Source organism: Enterococcus sp. DIV1283b (assembly GCF_051710965.1).
GTDB lineage: Bacteria > Bacillota > Bacilli > Lactobacillales > Enterococcaceae > Enterococcus_B > Enterococcus_B lactis.
Window position 1 is genome coordinate 2,675,817 of the sequence record NZ_JBIOLR010000001.1, and the last position, 17,921, is coordinate 2,693,737.

Here is a 17,921-nt window from a genome sequence, read left to right on the forward strand (position 1 = left end):
TTCCTCATTACATATTTTCTATTGCTTTTTGCAGTTGTTCAAACTCTTCGTTCGTCAGTGTCAGCCCTTTCCCCATCTTTTCATGGTCGGGTGCCCAATCTCGAAGATCGAATTTCGGCGGACGACCATTCCAGCTGACTAAGTTCAGCTCTTTACGCCATCCTTTGTTGTTTTCTGATAAAACAGCGATTTCTTCTACGATTTCATATGAAAATTCTTGTGCCATGGTTGTTCCTCCTTGAGATAATATAAATATAGGATCAGTAATGTGTCAACTGGCTGTTCAAGCAGTTCACGCTGCAAACGATCCTTACATTTTTCTTGCAGCAGTTTTTTAAAATAAACGGCTTTCGTGCGTTCATTTTGTATTTTCTGCTGATATTTTCGATACCTCCGCCATTCTTCTGTACTTAATTGACCAACTTGTGCCAATAAATCATCCGGCATACTTTTTCTATCTTGTTGGCAGATCATTTGAAACATCCAATCTACTTCATAGACTTTGTTTGGCAATAAAAAATGTTTTTTTGCTAAAAGTTCCAGCATCGCCAGTCCGCATGTTTCTGGTTCGACCCTGTTCTTATATATATTACGCAGTTTTTGCCAAAATTTTATGGTTTTGAAAAAAGATAGCTCTAACTGAAGTTCTTTTATTAAGTAAGATAAAAATCCACGCCAGCATGTTCCTGCTTGTTTGACAGAATCAAATGTATACCAATTCCCGTAGTAACAGCCTAATCGTTTTTTCATTTCCAGATAGCCTAATTGTAAATTTAATTGGTTCCTTTGGCTATCAAAAAGCAGAAAGCTGCCAAGCGTCCACAATGTTTGACATTTCCAATGGATAAACGTATCTGGCACACGGATTCTTTTCGCTGGCCCTGGTCCTTGCACATCCACGACAAACGCCTCTGTTGCGCCTTCGTTAATCGCGATGTCAATAGGGATTTTATTACGATATCCACCATCTGCGTATTTATTTTTTCCGATCTTTCGGTAAGCCATAGCAGGATAAAATGAAGCAGAGGCAAGTATCCAATCTGGTATTTCTTCTGTTTTTGTTTGTTGGATAGCAGTCACTACTTCCGCTAGTTCTGGCATTTTAGTAGACACCGTGTATAAACGTATTTTGGAATTGTATTTGAGCAAAGACAAATCTAAATTTTCCTTGACCAGCTTTTCCAATGGCGCAGACGAAACCCCACCTTCAACTAGTGCCGTTTTCGTCATTTGGCGTCTTTCTTGATAGAAACGTTCACGCAAGTCTTCAACGGCAGCCATTTCTGGCAACGCAAGCACTTGTCTTGTTGATAGCTTTTTCCATAAACCCACAGCTTTTTCCATGTCTCCTTGTAAAATCAATGCGCCGTTCAGCGCACCTACCGAGGTCCCAGTGATGATTTCAAAGCGGATGTTATGTTCCTTCAGCGCCTGCCATACACCAATCTGATAGGCACCGTGTGCTCCCCCTCCTCCTAATACAAGTGCTGTGTGATACACCAGCTTTTTATTTAGTTGCATGGTTCCTTGATAGCCGTTTTTATGAAAAATACGCAACCATTCTTCTGATAGAGGAGATTGAAATAAAAAACAACAGTTTTCTTTAATAAAAAAACGAGCGCAAGCTTCCATATGCTGAAAAAGTTTTTGCCATTCAAAAGTTTCGTCTTCGATCAGCAAGTTATTAAAAATAACATCTTCTCTACTTTTATCAATAGTAAAATAGATGGTATATTTTTTTGATACTGCTTCAAAGGCACATTGCTTTTTTGCAGAACGCCAAAATGCTTCTCTACTTTCTTGATGGCTTTGAAAAAACGGAAGAGGTTGTTTTGCTTGGTTGATACGCGAATACAGCGACATTTTCTGTGAAAAGTAAACTTTTTTTATCTCCATCGCTCTCTCCTTTTTCTTCAAGTATACCAGTACGTCGAAAAAAGGTCATGAGTATCGTATTCGACTTTGGATATTCCATAAGAAAACAATTCATAAAACCACCTTTAAATAAAAAATACAAAAATTAATTGAAAATGAGAGTATTTTCAATGAAAACGTGATTTTGTAATGGAATTTTAAAATAAAAGAAACAAGCTTTTTTTATGCAAATGTTGTAAAATAAAAGAGATCAAGAGGAAATAAGAGGAGGAACATGATGACTGAGTCAGTTTATGTACATATTGATACCACAAGTAATGCTGTTTTAACAAAAGGACTGACTGCTACTGATTTTGCAAACAGTATCGTGCATTTTCCTCAAAACTTGCTCTTGCTTGATCCATCTGCTTCTGCTGGAGAATACGAATCTCATACAGGGCTGAAAGTAATCCGTGGTACAGAAAATATCCAGCGTTTCTTTTCCTCTTCTCGAAACAGGCGTGGATTCGATGAATTGAAGTGGATCGACTTTACTGATTTAACGATGCTGAAAGAATTGACACCTTTAGAAATTTCAGAATTGTTATATTTTGGCCATATGAAAACACATCTCCACTCACCATTTTTTTATAAGCTGCAAAATAATTTCGTGTACTTCGATCTGAACGATCAATTGAACCGAATTTATTATCGCTATTTAGATGAATTTTACAGGATTTTTGCTAGTAAATTAAGTTCTATCCTGTCAGATAAGATCAATGTAAAAAAATCCTTTTTTAAAAAGGAAACTCCTGTTGAAAAAATCAGTGTGGAATTATTGAAAGAAATGCGTAATTTAATGCAGGAAGGGATCATTTTTTCTTTTGATCAAGTTGGTTTGATCGATGACGAATACCGTATTCCTATTTATGTGATTGAGGACTATATTTGGAAATTGAAAGGTACTCGGTATCGGGAAGAAGAAGTCGTCGCTACTTTAATCTACTCTGTCAACGATCGGCGCTGGCAATTGGTAGAAGATGCCGGTCTTTCTTATCTGCCATTGAAGTGAGTCTATTTCTTACCGAAAAACAAAAAGGAAACAAGAAACTAGGACATGATTCTGTCTCAAGTTTTTTGTTTCCTTTTTTATTTAAAGATTCTGTCGTTTATCTGGCACAAAAAGCGATGGAATCGTTTGTTGGATCCCTAATAAAACGATCATCGTCACAATCGCTGTGCTCAACCCGCTAGCACCATTCATTACGAAAGAAAAGAGCCAAGGATTCATCCCCCATAGTGCATAGGCTCCCCAGAAAACAACTCCCGCAATAAAATGCCAAAAATATCTGGAAAGTGCGCCAATCAATGCACCAAACACTATGTTTTTTCTGATTTGTTTCGTATTTCCATCTGCATAGCTTTTTTGGACATTTGAAGCCATGAGCCCTGCTGCACCTGCAAAAGTATAAGCAATCGGATACTCAATCAACACTTGAACGACACTTAAATAATAAACTTGTCCCAACGGAAAGTGTAAGATCCCCCAAATGAAACCTGCCAGCATCCCTGCCTTTGCCCCTCTTCTTAACGCAAAAAGAGTCAACGGAATCTGCCCCAATGAAATAGAAAAACTGCTGCCGATCTGGATTGGTATCAATGACAGCACCATCGCTAACGCTGCAACAATCGTTCCTTCTACCCAAACTCTATTTTTTCCCATAAAAAAACTTCCTCCTTTGAATAAAAAAGTCACAAAGGAGGAAGCAGCTTTCGAAAAATTTCAAACAGCTGTTTTTTCACAATTCCTACGCTCGCATAACCGAAACAGGTACGAAGGGTTTAGAAATAGATTCAATCTCAGCCCAATTGGACTCCCCTTTGTGAGTTTATTTATTATTTATTTTTTGTTTCAAATAATGGACTAACCGGTTTGTTTTCATGGATACGTTTGATTGCATCTCCCATTAGTCCGCCAACACTTACTTCATCGATTTTATCGATTTTACGATCTTCTGGAAGATAGATCGAGTCTGTGACAACTAGTCGCTCGATAGCTGAATCTTCTATTCTTTGTAAAGCAGGACCAGATAATACTGGATGGGTACATGAAGCATACACACTTGTTGCACCAGCTTCTTTCAAAGCATTGGCAGCCAATGTGATCGTACCTGCTGTATCGATCATATCGTCGATCAGTACACATGTTTTGCCTTTGACTTGTCCAATGATGTTCATTACTTCTGCAACATTTGCTTTTGGACGGCGTTTGTCGATGATCGCAATCGGAGATTTCAAAAATTCCGCTAATTTACGTGCTCGTGTAACGCCACCGTGGTCTGGTGAAACGACGACAACATCATCGCCTTTGATTCCTTTTTCCAAGAAATAATTAGCAATAAGTGGCGCACCCATCAAATGATCGACTGGAATATCAAAGAAACCTTGGATTTGGACTGCATGAAGGTCCAAAGTCAGCATTCTTGTTGCACCGGCTTTTTGGATCATGTTTGCTACTAATTTCGCTGTGATTGGTTCCCGTGCACGTGCTTTACGATCTTGACGCGCATAACCATAATAAGGCATGACTACGTTGATTGTTTTTGCACTTGCTCGTTTCAGTGCATCAATCATGATCAGCAACTCCATCAAGTTATCATTGACTGGGCTGCTCGTTGATTGGATAACATAGACATGCGATCCACGAATACTTTCTTCAATGTTTACTTGAATTTCTCCATCACTAAATTGAGTAACAGATGATTTTCCTAACTCGACACCGACTGCTGCTGCAATTTTCTCTGCTAATGGGCGATTGGAATTTAACGCAAAAATTTTTAATCTTGGGTCAAAGTAATGTTTTGACATGGGGACCTCCACTTTCTTTTTCACAACTCTAGAATTCTACCTAATAAATAGTAGTCATATTTTTTAAATAAATCAAGTGATTTTGCAAAAGTCTTAGTTTAGATAAGGGAGTTTTTTTGCATATCCTTCTTTATTGACTTGTCTTGCTCTCGCAATTGCCAGCGCATATTCTGGAATATTGTCTGTAATTGTTGATCCGGCAGCAATCGAACTGTTTTTAGCTACCTCGACAGGTCCGATGATATTCGTGCTAGAACCAATAAAGCTGTGGTCGCCGACAGTCGTATGATGCTTGTTCTTTCCATCATAGTTGACGAAGACAACACCACATCCGACATTGATCTCTTCTCCCAACGTAGCATCACCAACATAAGTCAAGTGACCGACTTTCGTTCCTTTGCCGATTTGAGCATTTTTCACTTCCACAAAGTTTCCGATATGGACGTTTTCGCCAATTTCAGCTTTTGGCCGTAAATGTGCATAAGGTCCCACATCTGCATGTTTCTTGACATGGCTGCTTTCAATGACTGAGTTTTCAATGACGACGTGATCCTCAATCCTACTGTCTACGATTTTTGAATGTGCCCCGATGACACAATCAGAACCGATGACTGTATTGCCTTGGATTTGTACACCTGCTTCGATCAATGTGTCTGGACCAATCTCTACGCCTGCATCGATATATGTCGTTGCTGAATCGACAAAGCTTACGCCACTGACCATATGCATCTGGTTGATCCGCTTTCTCATGATCTCATTTGCTTTAGCTAATGCGATCCGATCATTGACTCCCATTGATTCTTCGAAATCATCTGTTTGATAAGCAGCAACTGTATTGCCTTCTTCTTTTAAGATTTCGATGATATCTGTCAGATAGTATTCACCTTGAGCATTGTTTGTTCCGACTTTGCTTAACGCATCGAACAAAGCTTCGTTGTCAAAACAGTATGTTCCTGTATTGATTTCTTGTACAAGTGCTTCTTCTGGTGTTGCGTCTTTTTGTTCCACGATTTTTTCTACGATTCCAATATGATCACGAATGATCCGACCATATCCTGTTGGGTTTTCTGCTTGTGCCGTCAAGATCGTCGCACTTGCATTTTTTCCTTGGTGATATTCAAAAAGATTGTTTAGCGTTTCAGTAGTCAATAATGGTGTATCGCCACTGATAACTAACGTCGTTCCTTTTTTTCCTTCCAAGAAAGAAGCGGCTTGCAAAACAGCATGTCCTGTTCCCAATTGCTCCGCCTGTAACGCATATTTACTGCGCTCTCCTAGTTGTGCTTTGACTTGTTCTGCTCCGTGTCCAACGATGGTAATCACTTCATCTGGTTTCGTTTCACTGACCCGATTGATGATATGTTCTACCATAGGTTTACCAGAGACGGGATGTAAAACTTTATATAATTTTGACTTCATGCGGGTACCTTTCCCTGCCGCCAAAATAATTGCATAACGTGCGTCCAACTGCGTCACTCCTAAATATAGTTTGCTGATTTCAGTTTATCCCAGTATACCCATTTTTTCAACAAAACAAGTGATTTTCTTTCATCACGGTGTTCTTTGGATAAAAAAATAGATAGACCATAAAGGGCCTATCTATTGGGTAACCGGTTCTCTCCTGCCAACTCCTCGGTCACAAGTCACAATATCCAACAAACATGAGAAGCTGTTTTTTGAAATTGCTCCTTGTGACTCAGAGTTAAACGGCAAGCTCACAACCTCTAGATAAACGGTGTTCAAAAGCCAGTTTCTCGGTATTAAGCCAAATTTATGAAAAAATGTGGAAAGCCATTTTCACAAAATTTTTCTTACTACTCGAAACTAAGCGGCTTTTTCACAACCTCTTATTCTGAAAAATAATTTCCCGGCACAACCGTGATGTTTTTCGTTTGAGTATCTACATCTTTGACATAAAGCAGTGACGTATAATCATCGATAGCGCGATGTCCGTTGAATTTCGATTCGGCAAATACAGTGATGCCAACAAGTTCTGATTCGAATTCTTCGATCAAGCTCTTCATTCCGTTGACCGTTCCGCCGCCTTTCATGAAATCATCCACTACAAGGACACGTGAACCACGTTTCAAGCTTCTCTTAGACAATTCCATTTTTTCAATTCTTTCAGAAGAACCGGACACATAGTTGACACTTACTGTTGATCCTTCTGTTATTTTTGAGTCTCGGCGTACAATAACGAATGGTGCATTCAGATAATAGGACACAGCTTGGGCAATAGGTACGCCTTTTGTGGCTACAGTCATTACAGCATCGATTTTTTCACCAAGGTATTTAGAAGCAATGATTCTTCCAACTTGACGCAGCAGTTCAGGTTCTCCTAACAAATCAGAGAGATAAACATATCCTCCTGGAAGCAGACGATCTTGTTCTGATAGACGTTCTGCTAGAGATTCAATATATTTTTTCGCCTCTTCATATGAAATCTCAGGGATGAACAATACACCACCTGCAGCACCTGGGATTGTTTCCAAGGTTCCATACCCTCGTTCTTTAAATGTTTTCTTGATGATTCCCAAATCTTCACTGATGGAAGATTTAGCAGATTCATAACGTTCGGCAAAGCTTGTTAAGGAAATCAATTCATGCGGGTGATTCAATAAATACTGTGTCATGTCAACCAGACGTTCACTGCGACGTACTTTCACCTATTCCAACTCCTTTTAAGAAATTTTATCGTTTTACATTATATAAGTTTTTCTTCAAAAATTCGAGCATTTTATGAAAAAATAAGAAAATAGTTCGGTATTTATTAAAATAAAAAGAAGCCTATAAAAAATTTTTCGTTTTTATCAGGCTTCTTTTCTTTATCATTCAGTTATTTTTTCTTCTAAAGGCAACCAATATTCGTTTGATGATATTTACAATCAGGAACAAAGCAATAAAGACTAATGTGATTGTTGCTCCTGGAGGGGTATCTAGATAAAACGAGCTAGTCAATCCTGACAGCATCCCTAGAAATCCGACACAAACACTGATAGCAATCACAACATTGAAACTTTTGCCTAACCGCATACCGATTGCTGCAGGAAGAACCATGATTGCGGATATCAAAAGTGCACCGGCAATCGGGATCATCACAGCAATAGCCACACCGGTAATCACATTGAACATCATTGACATCAAATGAACGGGTAATCCATCTACATGAGCGGTATCCTCATCAAAAGTCAGTACATACATCGGACGTTTGAATAAAAAGAACAATATACCGATCGCAACGAATAAGATTCCTAAAAAGATGACTTGCTCCCAAGTAATGGTCACGATCGAACCAAACAGATAAGATTGGATACTTGTTGCAGAATTCCCGCCACTCAGATTCATTAATACTAAAGCTAGCGCTAAACCGCCAGCCATTAAAATGGCAATGGAGATTTCCGAATAAGTTCGGTAGATTGTTCGCAGATATTCCAATATCACAGCTGCTAGCACAACGACTAGCATGGTCGTAAGTGTAGGATTAAGGTTCAAAAAGAATCCTAACGCTACCCCTGCTAAAGAGACATGGGAAAGTGTATCAGCCATCAGTGATTGTCTTCTGATCACTAAAAACACACCTAGCATCGGGGCAATCCCCGCAATGAAGATAGCCGCAAGAAAAGCTCTTCTCATGAATTCATATGAAAGCAACGCCATTGAGAATCCTCCTTTCTCACCAGTCGGATCTGTCTGTCCGCATACTGTTTGATATCTTCATGATCATGAGTGATCATTAGTACTGATTTCCCATGGACATGGGCACTATGTCGAAGAAGGCGATAAAACTCATTTCTAGACTCTTCATCCATTCCTGTTGTTGGCTCATCAAGGACAAATAAGTCAGGATCAGTAGCAAAAATACGTGCTAAGCTGATCCGCTGCTTTTGTCCGCCAGACAATTCACCTATCCGCCGGTTTCGCATATCCCACATCCCAACAGCTTCTAGAGCCCGCTGTACATGTTGATGATCTTTTTCAGAGAGACGCTTGAACCAGCGGCCTCTTGGGTATCTTCCTGATCGGACTAATTCGATCACCGTACTTGGAAAACCTGCATTGAAAGATGCAACTTGTTGGGGAATATAGCCGATACTTAATTTTTTTCCCTCTTGATTTTTCTCAGCAATCTTTATCGTTCCTTTTGAAGGTTTCAGTAATCCTAACGATGCTTTCACCAAGGTTGACTTGGCTGCTCCATTTTCTCCAGTCAAAATGACAAATTCACCCGCGTCTACATGATAGGAGACATCTTCTAGTACTGGCTCATCATCATAATAAAAGGTCAAATCAGATATTTCGATGTAACGCACCTTATAACCTCCATTCTAGACTTAATTGATACTTTCTTTTAAAGCTTCCAGATTTTTTTCCATGACAGAAATATAATTTTCGCCTGCTTTGATTTGTTCATTGGTCAAGCTTTCTAAAGGATTCAACACCTCTAACTTCACACCCGTTTCATTCGACAATGTCTCTGCCACCTTCGAAGAGGCGTTTTCTTCAAAGTAAATCACTTTGATGTTGTTTTTCTTCACAAATTCTTTTAGTTCAGCTAAGCGGCTTGGTGTTGGTTCCTGATCTGGCGAAACACCTGAAATCGCCACTTGTTCTAAGTTGTATTGATTCGCTAAATAAGCAAAAGCAGCATGCTGAGTGACGAATGTGCGGTTTGTCGCATTTTTGAGTTCTTCGGAGTATTTTTGATCCAGTGCTTCAAGCTTTTTGATATAAGCATCAGCATTCTTCGTAAATATTTCCTTTTTATCTGGATATTTTTCGCCTAATTCTCCAGCAATTGTTCTGACTTCTTTTATAGCTAATACCGGATCGAGCCAAACATGTGGATCATATTCATGCGCATGATCATGTCCTTCTTCTGATTCTTCGTGTTCATCTGCTTCTTGAGATTCTAAGCGGTCAATTCCTTTAGCTGCTTCGATCATCAAGGTCTGTTTGCTGTCCACTGAATCCTTCAACGAATCCACGAAAAATTCCATGTCTGAACTATTATACACGAAAACATCTGCATCGGAAATTTCTGCTCTTTCTTTTGCGCTTGGTTCAAAATCATGAGGCTCCGTTCCGGCAGGGATCAAAAGTTTCACGTTTCCTTCGTCCCCTACGATCTCTTTTGTAAAATCATACATCGGATAAAATGTCGTAACGATCGTCAAGTCTTCTTTTTTATCTGCTTCCTTATTCGTATTTCCACATGCTGCAAACAATAAAGCACCTATCATTACCGTAGCTGTCAAAAGATATTTTTTCATCTATATGCTCCTTTCAAATAAACAAATCGTAATTTTACGATTTATCAACGTGAACTAATGTATCAAAATAAAAAAACGCCGTCAATAGAAATCCATAAATTTCTGATTTAAACGTGGATATTCTGATTAAATCGTAAAATGGATGAGTTAACACTCATGTTTAACTGTTCATTACAATAAAAAAACTGAAGAATCCCATTTTAGGACTCCTCAGTCTTTCCTTACCTGTTTTACTTCTTCTATTTTTATTGCAAGGTTCGTACTAAATAAACTTCTTCACAAAAACCCTTTAACCCATTATATACTCTCTGCGCTCTTGAATAATGTTGGCACAAGGCAAAAACGGTTGGTCCGCTTCCACTCATCAATGCAGCATCTGCTCCGTACTTGACCATACGCTCTTTGATTTGATGGATGACTGGATGCCGGTTTCCCGTTACATCTTCTAAACTGTTTCCCATTTTTTTGATCATCTGCTGATAATCTTGCTCTCGGATGGCTTCAACAAGTCCGTGGATATCTTGATGTTGGATAGCTTGCGTATCTACTTCCCTAAACACTGTACGTGTGGAAACACTCATTCTTGGTTTGACCAACACAACCCAGCACTGTGGCATAGAAGGTAATACTTGGATTTCTTCCCCTTTACCTCCGACAAAAGCCGTACTTCCGTATACACAGTAAGGAACGTCTGTACCAACTTCCAAACCGATCTCTGCTAGCTCTTCTAATGAACAGCCTAGATTCCATAATTGGTTAATCCCTCTTAAAGCAGCTGCACAGTCTGTACTTCCTCCGCCTAATCCAGCGGCTACTGGAATATTCTTCTTAACAAAGATCTTGACACCGGTTTTGATATTGTATTTGTTTTTTAATAATAAAGCAGCTTGATAAACATTGTTACGCTCATCTACCGGTAAAAATGCTTTATTTGTTTCTACAATGATTTTGTCTTCTGCTATTTCTTCAAAAAATAGATGATCTGCCAAGTCTACGCTCGACATCACCATTTCCAACTCATGATACCCATCTTGCCGCCTATATAATACATCCAGTCCTAAATTTATCTTGGCTGGCGCTTTTTCAATCAATTCCATCCTCTCACCCATTCGAAAAGTCTAAGTCGCAAGTATTCTATCATAGGGAAAAATAAAAGTATAGCTTATGTCCGCCTAGCTGTTGATTTTGTCATCGTTTCAACAGCTTTCATAGAATTTTCTCTTCATAATCCAAATAAACTCTAGTGATTCTTATAATTCTGTGAGCACTTCTTCTGCCAAACTCGGCACATTTCCTTTTTCTTTCCCTATCAGACTGAGCAGCTGCATGGTAGCAAATCCGAAATTACTTCCTTTCCGATATGCAAAGTAGCGACCTTCCCAATGATCGACATATTTTAATTTCTTTTCATAAGCAGACTGGAAAGAATAGAAAAAATTACCATAATTATATACGATATGCATGACTTTTTCTTGAAAGAAAGAAAAATCTGTTTCTCCAACATTTGCTAAAGGTGCTAATCCCAGATTTGCTTCCAGATAGCCCATTTTCTCGTATACAATGAACAAATTAGCTAATAGATAATCCGCTAATTCTTCAGGCTCTTCAGGCAAGATTCGCAGCAAATCATACCCCGCTTGCTCCTTCGTCATCGGTTGAGCGGTGATGAAGCCCACGACTTTTTGATCTTTACGGACAATACCGACGCCACTAGACAATACATAGGATTCATCGAATCGTCCCACAGAAAAGTATTTTTCTCGTGCACCGTGAAGCCATTTTTGTGAAACTTCATTTACAGCTTGATGTAATTCTTCTGGTAGTTGGTCATACCAAGTGAAATGGTATCCTTCTTTCATCAAACGTTGATATTCAAGTTGCTGACTCAGCCGAGACAAGTCTTCTGTCGCTAGATCAACAATTCCTGCTTCACCTACTTTCGTGAAATGAAAGCCCAATTCGTGAAGCATCACTACGTAGCTTTCTGATATCTTATAAAAAGCAAGCTGATAACCTAAACAATCTGCTCGTTTCATGAACTGATTCGTTGCTGCCCGCATCATTTTGGGATTACCAATTGGATCTCCTAAAACAAAGCATTTGTTCCCTTTGATTTGATAGCCAAAAACGACTTGGTCATGATCGTCTTTTTGGTAATAAAAATAACTGTATCCTGGCAAGCGAAGCTGATGGCTTGTAGCTGTGCCTCCATATGTTTCCAATAAACGGTCAAAACGTTCTTTTTCGTACTCAATGCCAAGCGTCGTAGTATCTTCTGCTAAGTATTGATAAAGCGCCACTAAAGCTAGCAATGAGATGCCCAAACCAATGAGCCCTGAGAACCACACATCATCTGAAGGAAACAAAATAAAATGGTTACCTGTTATCCGTCCAACTAAAAAGCGTCCACTATGATAACCCGCAATTGCGTAAACAATAAATAAGAAACCGAACAAGCTAGCATCAAAGAGTATAGCTCCCCAAGAATAAACGAATTTTGTTCGATAAAATTCTTTTCTAGATAACCACACAGCCAATAGAATCAAGACATATACCAATAACAATTGCCAAGATAATGTACGTGTGATCGTATTTAAAATACCAAAAGCTAGTAAAGCGATCGTAGGCAGAAATGCCTTTTTGACTTTTACTGAAAGTGCTCGAGCAAGACCGAGCAATAAAAAGCCCACTAATAGGTTCAATGTCTGGTCTAAAAAGTTGAACGAGAACGGCAATAATACCTGAAACAGCCGACTGATTGCAGACAGATTAGTGATCGTTGACAGGAGTACCATCATGATCCCTGCAAAATATACAGCACTTACGAGCACGATATGCGCAACCTTTTGGAAAAATAATCGCGGTATATTATCTAAAAATCGATTGATTTTGACTCCTGTATGTGTGATAAACAATAGAAGTCCCGTCAAAAAAGGCAGGACATAATAAAACAACCGATAATATAACAACCAAACTACTGCTACGTCTTGCCGAACAGACAATTGACTCATTCCTAAGATCATCAAAACATCAAAAGTCCCCATTCCACCTGGGACCATTGTCAACATTCCTATCAGCGTCGCAATCATGAACATAGGATAGATCGAAAACATGGAAATATCTATTCTCATCAACTTGCCGATGGTCAGAAATACTGCAAGTGCCCCCGTCCATTGTCCAAAAGATGCCAGTAGCAGACCAAGCAAGCCTTTTGGATAAAACTCAGAGAACAAGGTCTTTCTCTTTAGATAAGCAAAAAAGAAAATGACTGGTGCTAAAAAACTACCGCCGAAAAGCCAGATCCAATAGCTCCGAAAAATACTTTCTGACTGAATAAAAAAGACATCAATAAATGTAAGAAACGACCATACAGACAAACCAGTCAGCATAAATAGTGCGACTTTTGAAACAGTCACTAACACCATTTTCCTATTTGTCTGCTTTCCATAAAAACTAGCCCGCAGACTTGCTCCTACCACACCACCAAAACCGGCGAGATTGTTGATCGTGTTTGTTACCCACGCAGCAAGAAGAAACTCTTTTCTTTCCATTTTTGGTTTTCCTTGTTTTTCTAAGACTCTGATCGTCACCCAATCATACAACAACATCGGAGTGACACCCAGCAGTCCAGCCAGAATCATGAGCAGGATCGTCATGTGGCTTTGTTGTCCCATCCTTTGCCAAATATCTTGCCAACTCATGCCATTAGCAATATTTGCGACTTGATTTGCCACAAAGACTAACACGGAGCCGAAAAAAATCAATTTTAAAATCAGACTATGTTCCTTTATCCATTGCAGCATCAAGTATCGTTTATTTTTCACATTTTCCCATTCCTAACTTGTATACTTTTGTGTTATACCCCAATGTTATCTTATTTATTTTAATTTTTCCACTTTAGACCTGTTCTTTGCTTGCGATCATAGAAAAAGAAAGATATCCTAATGCTAAAGGAGAGGATAACATGAAAGTAGGATTTATCGGTACAGGGAATATGGCACAAGCTATTATTGATGGTTTATTGAAAACAGGGACAGTCTCGAAAGAAGAAGTGTTCGTTTCCAGTGGTCATTTTGAAAATGCACAAACATTCGCTGCTGAAACTGGCGTCCATGCGTGCAAAAGCAACCAGGAAGTTGCATCAAAATCAGATATCGTTCTTTTAGCCGTGAAACCAAAAATCATTGAAAAAGTATTGAAAGAACTAAAAGAATACAGCCAGAAGGTCTTATTCATTTCTATTGCTTCAGGAAAATCATTAACAGATTTAGAAACAGCGCTTGAAGATCCTCAGGCCTCCATCGTACGAGTGATGCCGAATGTCAATGTCAGCGTAGGAGCAGGCGTTTCTGCGATTTGCAAAAATGAAGCTGCCACGGAGGAACAGCTTCAACAAGCCACGATAATTTTTGAAGCAATCGGTAGCGTCTATCCTTTAGCAGAAGCAGATTTCAGTACATTCATCGGCCTTGCTGGCAGCTCGCCCGCATTCATTTATATGCTGATCGATGCGATGGGACGGACTGGTGTATTAAATGGTTTGTCCAAACAGACAGCAACTGAAATTGCTGCAAAAGCAATCATGGGTTCTTGTCAAAAATTCCTTTCAAGTGATAAAAATCCATGGGAACTTGTAGACCAAGTTTCTTCTCCTGGTGGTACGACCGTTGCCGGTGTAGTTGCGCTAGAAGAAGCAGGATTCATCCCAGCAATCATCAAAGGAATCAATACGACGATTGAAAAAGATCTTGAGATGTTGAATAAAAAATAATGATAGCAATGTTTTTTCGTGCCTTACAAAAAAAGAAGAGCTGCGGCTTTTGCCGCGACTCTTCTTTTGTGTTTACTCTTATTTAGCATAATCAGTTGCGCGAGTTTCCCGAATAACGATTACTTTGATATGTCCAGGATAATCCAGCTCTTCTTCGATTCGTTTACGGATATCGCGTACTAAACGAACAGCGTCCAGATCCGAGATTTCTTCTGGTTTGACCATTACCCGAACTTCGCGTCCAGCTTGAACGGCGTAACTTGATTCTACACCGGCGAAGCTGTTCGAAATATTTTCCAGACTTCTTAAACGACGGATGTAGTTTTCCAATGATTCACTTCGCGCACCAGGTCTTGCTGCTGAAAGCGCGTCTGCTGCAGCTACAAGGACAGAGATAACAGAAGTCGCTTCCACATCGCCATGGTGAGAAGCGATTGCGTTGATTACTACTGGGTTTTCTTTGTACTTGGCAGCTAATTCCGCACCGATCTCAACGTGAGATCCTTCAATCTCATGGTCAAGTGCTTTTCCAATATCATGGAGCAACCCGGCACGTTTTGCTAATTGGATATCTTCGCCAAGTTCTGCTGCTAAGATACCAGCTAATTTTGCAACTTCGACCGAATGCTTCAAGACGTTTTGTCCGTAACTAGTTCTGAATCTCAGACGTCCGATGATCTTGATTAGATCTGGATGAAGTGTATGGGCACCGACTTCAAATGCTGCTTCTTCCCCGTATTCACGAATACGTTCATCCATTTCTTTACGAGATTTCTCGACCATTTCTTCGATTCGTGCTGGATGGATTCGTCCATCTTGTATCAGTTTTTCCAAGGTCATTCGTGCGATTTCTCTTCGGATTGGATCAAATCCGGAAAGAACAACTGCTTCAGGTGTGTCATCGATGATCAAATCGATACCAGTCAGCGTCTCAAGCGTTCGAATATTACGACCTTCTCGTCCAATGATACGACCTTTCATTTCATCATTCGGAAGGGTAACGACTGAAACAGTCGTTTCTGAAACTTGATCTGCTGCGCAGCGTTGAATCGCTAATGATAATAAGTTTTTCGCTTTGCGATCTGCTTCTTCTTTGGCACGCTGTTCAGATTCTTTTACCATTAGAGTTAACTCATGATTCAGCTCTTCTTCAGTCGATTTCATGATGACATCTCGTGCGTCCTCTTTTGATAAACCAGCAATTTTTTCTAGTTCTTTTTGTTGATCTTCAATCATTTTTTCAACGTCTTTTTCTCGCTCTTCAATTAATTGCTGTTTTGAACTAAGTGCTTCTTCTTTACTTTCAAGTGAGTTCTCGCGTTTTTCTAACGAGTCATCTTTACGATTCAGCGTTTGTTCGCGTTGAATCAAACGATTCTCTTGAGATTTTAATTCTAACTTACTTTCTCTCAGCTCACTTTCAACTTCAGAACGGTATTTCTGATTTTCTTCCTTAGCTTCTAACAATGCTTCTTTTTTTAGAGTTTCTGCTTCTTTTTTTGCACTATCGATGATCCCAGCAGCTGATGATTGTGCACCAGCTATTTCTTTCTCGTGACGTGACTTTGCGACCATAAACCCTAAACCAAGACCGACAATTAAACCGATGATAGCGAGGAGAATGTTGAATACCATAAAATCCACCTCCATACTATCTTTTTCATTTTTATCATCTATACAGCTTCTATGATAAATTATTCTAAACTTGTCAATATGCATCTTCGCATATATGTGTACAAAAAACATGCACAACTTTATTCTAATGTTTGTACCCCGTAGTGTCAACTTTAAATAAACAAAGAAACGGCTTTCTACTTATTCATTAAACGGTGGTTTTTAGAATAAATGACACTAGTTTCATATAGGTAAACCTTCAAGTTGAGAAACTTTTTAACTAAATTACTTTTTGTAGTCGAATAGATATTTTTTATTTTATGTAGCTACTCGTATGATTAAATAACTCAAGATTTCTTTGTTCTTTATTCAATAAAAAAACGGCAGGTCAAGGAGAGTATCTACTCTTCAGACCAGCCGTTTTTATTTATGTTGTTTATTATTCTTCTTCTAAAGGTAATTCTTCTTGGCCTTTTGTATCTTCTGGGACAGCCACTTCTTCACCAATGCCATAAGCTGCTCTAACTAGAGCAGAAACTTCTGCCATCATTTCAGGATGATTAGCCATATAGATTTTAGCGTTTTCCCGTCCTTGACCAATCCGATCTTCTTTATAAGAATACCAAGCACCGCTTTTATCAACGATGTCTTTTTCTACTGCCATGTCTAGAAGTTCTCCTTCTTGTGAGATCCCTAAACCATACATGACATCTACTTCAGCGATTTTGAAAGGAGGTGCTACTTTGTTTTTTACGACTTTGATCTTTGTACGGTTACCAACAATATCTGTTCCTTGTTTCAATTGTTCTGCACGACGTACTTCTAAACGGATCGTTGCGTAGAATTTCAATGCGCGTCCTCCAGGAGTGATTTCTGGATTCCCAAACATCACGCCTACTTTTTCACGGATTTGGTTGATGAAAATAGCGATTGTTTTTGTTTTGTTGATCGAACCAGAGAGTTTACGCAATGCTTGAGACATCAAACGTGCTTGTAACCCGACATGTGAGTCACCCATTTCGCCGTCGATTTCTGCTCGTGGAACTAAAGCAGCAACTGAATCGACTACTACGATATCCACAGCCCCACTTGATACTAAAGCATCAGCGATCTCCAGACCTTGTTCTCCTGTGTCAGGCTGTGAAAGAAGTAGTTCATCGATATTCACGCCTAATTTTTGTGCATATTGCGGATCTAACGCATGCTCAGCATCAATGAAAGCGGCCGTTCCGCCATTTTTTTGTACTTCTGCAATAGCGTGTAGCGCCACTGTTGTTTTACCTGAACTTTCAGGTCCATATACTTCGATGATACGTCCACGGGGGTAACCGCCGACACCTAAAGCGACATCTAACGCAAGAGAGCCACTTGGAATTGTAGAGATTTGTTGGTCGATTTTTTCGCCCAATTTCATAATAGAGCCTTTACCATAGCTCTTTTCAATTTTTTTCAGTGCAGCATCTAAGGCTGCTTTACGATCATCTGCCAATACGATAATCCTCCTTATATTTACAAATCAGAGCAACATTTCATTATCCTTATCA

The 17,921-nt window shown here is 39.3% G+C and carries 15 protein-coding genes and 1 riboswitch; of the genes, 2 read left to right on the top strand and 13 right to left on the bottom strand.

What is annotated here, in order from left to right:
* Positions 1–7 precede the first annotated feature (7 nt).
* Both IGJ53_RS13165 and IGJ53_RS13170 read right to left on the bottom strand, forming a co-directional pair.
* Positions 8–226 (bottom strand): YdbC family protein, encoded by a 219-nt coding sequence (locus IGJ53_RS13165; protein WP_002293064.1) that lies wholly within the window; start codon positions 224–226, stop codon positions 8–10.
* A complete protein-coding gene (locus IGJ53_RS13170) occupies positions 196–1,896 on the bottom strand; it encodes a patatin-like phospholipase family protein (protein ID WP_259742255.1) in 1,701 nt (566 codons plus the stop codon). The genes IGJ53_RS13165 and IGJ53_RS13170 overlap by 31 nt, the downstream gene beginning before the upstream one ends.
* Before the next feature lie 256 nt (positions 1,897–2,152).
* Here IGJ53_RS13170 and IGJ53_RS13175 point away from each other — a divergent pair, with 256 nt between their 5' ends.
* Positions 2,153–2,926 carry a hypothetical protein gene (locus IGJ53_RS13175; RefSeq protein ID WP_002293067.1) on the top strand — a complete coding sequence of 258 codons (774 nt, stop codon included), beginning with the start codon at positions 2,153–2,155 and terminating at the stop codon, positions 2,924–2,926.
* 81 nt (positions 2,927–3,007) lie between these two features.
* Here the strand turns inward: IGJ53_RS13175 and thiT are convergent, their stop codons facing one another.
* From thiT to mprF, 9 genes are all read right to left on the bottom strand, one after another.
* Positions 3,008–3,577 (bottom strand): energy-coupled thiamine transporter ThiT, encoded by a 570-nt coding sequence (gene thiT / locus IGJ53_RS13180; protein WP_002315887.1) that lies wholly within the window; start codon positions 3,575–3,577, stop codon positions 3,008–3,010.
* Positions 3,578–3,642: 65 nt separating this feature from the next.
* A riboswitch (TPP riboswitch) is annotated at positions 3,643–3,745 on the bottom strand.
* A gap of 5 nt (positions 3,746–3,750) precedes the next feature.
* The gene (locus IGJ53_RS13185) at positions 3,751–4,722 is read right to left on the bottom strand and encodes a ribose-phosphate diphosphokinase (protein ID WP_002287347.1); all 972 of its coding nucleotides are present in this window, start codon (positions 4,720–4,722) and stop codon (positions 3,751–3,753) included.
* Positions 4,723–4,815: 93 nt separating this feature from the next.
* Positions 4,816–6,189, bottom strand: a complete 1,374-nt coding sequence (gene glmU, locus IGJ53_RS13190; protein ID WP_259742254.1) for a bifunctional UDP-N-acetylglucosamine diphosphorylase/glucosamine-1-phosphate N-acetyltransferase GlmU — start codon at positions 6,187–6,189, stop codon at positions 4,816–4,818.
* A 380-nt stretch (positions 6,190–6,569) separates the two neighbouring features.
* Complete coding sequence (gene purR, locus IGJ53_RS13195; RefSeq protein ID WP_002287345.1) at positions 6,570–7,388, bottom strand: pur operon repressor; 819 nt, start codon at positions 7,386–7,388, stop codon at positions 6,570–6,572.
* 166 nt (positions 7,389–7,554) lie between these two features.
* Positions 7,555–8,379 carry a metal ABC transporter permease gene (locus IGJ53_RS13200; protein ID WP_002287344.1) on the bottom strand — a complete coding sequence of 275 codons (825 nt, stop codon included), beginning with the start codon at positions 8,377–8,379 and terminating at the stop codon, positions 7,555–7,557.
* Complete coding sequence (locus tag IGJ53_RS13205; protein ID WP_002315885.1) at positions 8,352–9,032, bottom strand: metal ABC transporter ATP-binding protein; 681 nt, start codon at positions 9,030–9,032, stop codon at positions 8,352–8,354. Before IGJ53_RS13205 ends, IGJ53_RS13200 begins: the two co-directional genes overlap by 28 nt.
* 21 nt (positions 9,033–9,053) lie before the next feature.
* Positions 9,054–9,992 carry a metal ABC transporter substrate-binding protein gene (locus IGJ53_RS13210; protein ID WP_010733131.1) on the bottom strand — a complete coding sequence of 313 codons (939 nt, stop codon included), beginning with the start codon at positions 9,990–9,992 and terminating at the stop codon, positions 9,054–9,056.
* Between the two features lie 245 nt (positions 9,993–10,237).
* Complete coding sequence (gene ispE, locus IGJ53_RS13215; RefSeq protein WP_002293073.1) at positions 10,238–11,089, bottom strand: 4-(cytidine 5'-diphospho)-2-C-methyl-D-erythritol kinase; 852 nt, start codon at positions 11,087–11,089, stop codon at positions 10,238–10,240.
* Between the two features lie 153 nt (positions 11,090–11,242).
* The gene (gene mprF / locus IGJ53_RS13220; RefSeq protein ID WP_010733130.1) at positions 11,243–13,816 is read right to left on the bottom strand and encodes a bifunctional lysylphosphatidylglycerol flippase/synthetase MprF; all 2,574 of its coding nucleotides are present in this window, start codon (positions 13,814–13,816) and stop codon (positions 11,243–11,245) included.
* A 140-nt stretch (positions 13,817–13,956) separates the two neighbouring features.
* Here mprF and proC point away from each other — a divergent pair, with 140 nt between their 5' ends.
* Positions 13,957–14,763 carry a pyrroline-5-carboxylate reductase gene (proC, locus tag IGJ53_RS13225; RefSeq protein ID WP_002310439.1) on the top strand — a complete coding sequence of 269 codons (807 nt, stop codon included), beginning with the start codon at positions 13,957–13,959 and terminating at the stop codon, positions 14,761–14,763.
* A 78-nt stretch (positions 14,764–14,841) separates the two neighbouring features.
* On the opposite strand, the gene rny is transcribed toward proC, so the two are convergent.
* Both rny and recA read right to left on the bottom strand, forming a co-directional pair.
* Positions 14,842–16,398: a ribonuclease Y gene (gene rny, locus IGJ53_RS13230; protein WP_002287336.1), complete on the bottom strand. Its 1,557-nt coding sequence runs from the start codon at positions 16,396–16,398 to the stop codon at positions 14,842–14,844.
* 418 nt (positions 16,399–16,816) lie between these two features.
* A complete protein-coding gene (recA, locus tag IGJ53_RS13235; RefSeq protein WP_002293077.1) occupies positions 16,817–17,866 on the bottom strand; it encodes a recombinase RecA in 1,050 nt (349 codons plus the stop codon).
* Positions 17,867–17,921: the final 55 nt, after the last annotated feature.

Excerpts from the sequence above, each read along its gene's own strand:
- IGJ53_RS13165 (WP_002293064.1), bottom strand. The coding sequence starts at position 226 with ATGGCACAAGAATTTTCATATGAAATCGTAGAAGAAATCGCTGTTTTA.
- thiT (WP_002315887.1), bottom strand. The coding sequence starts at position 3,577 with ATGGGAAAAAATAGAGTTTGGGTAGAAGGAACGATTGTTGCAGCGTTA.
- rny (WP_002287336.1), bottom strand. The coding sequence starts at position 16,398 with ATGGTATTCAACATTCTCCTCGCTATCATCGGTTTAATTGTCGGTCTT.
- proC (WP_002310439.1), top strand. The coding sequence starts at position 13,957 with ATGAAAGTAGGATTTATCGGTACAGGGAATATGGCACAAGCTATTATT.
- IGJ53_RS13170 (WP_259742255.1), bottom strand. The coding sequence starts at position 1,896 with ATGGAGATAAAAAAAGTTTACTTTTCACAGAAAATGTCGCTGTATTCG.
- ispE (WP_002293073.1), bottom strand. The coding sequence starts at position 11,089 with ATGGAATTGATTGAAAAAGCGCCAGCCAAGATAAATTTAGGACTGGAT.
- IGJ53_RS13200 (WP_002287344.1), bottom strand. The coding sequence starts at position 8,379 with ATGGCGTTGCTTTCATATGAATTCATGAGAAGAGCTTTTCTTGCGGCT.
- IGJ53_RS13210 (WP_010733131.1), bottom strand. The coding sequence starts at position 9,992 with ATGAAAAAATATCTTTTGACAGCTACGGTAATGATAGGTGCTTTATTG.
- IGJ53_RS13175 (WP_002293067.1), top strand. The coding sequence starts at position 2,153 with ATGACTGAGTCAGTTTATGTACATATTGATACCACAAGTAATGCTGTT.
- IGJ53_RS13185 (WP_002287347.1), bottom strand. The coding sequence starts at position 4,722 with ATGTCAAAACATTACTTTGACCCAAGATTAAAAATTTTTGCGTTAAAT.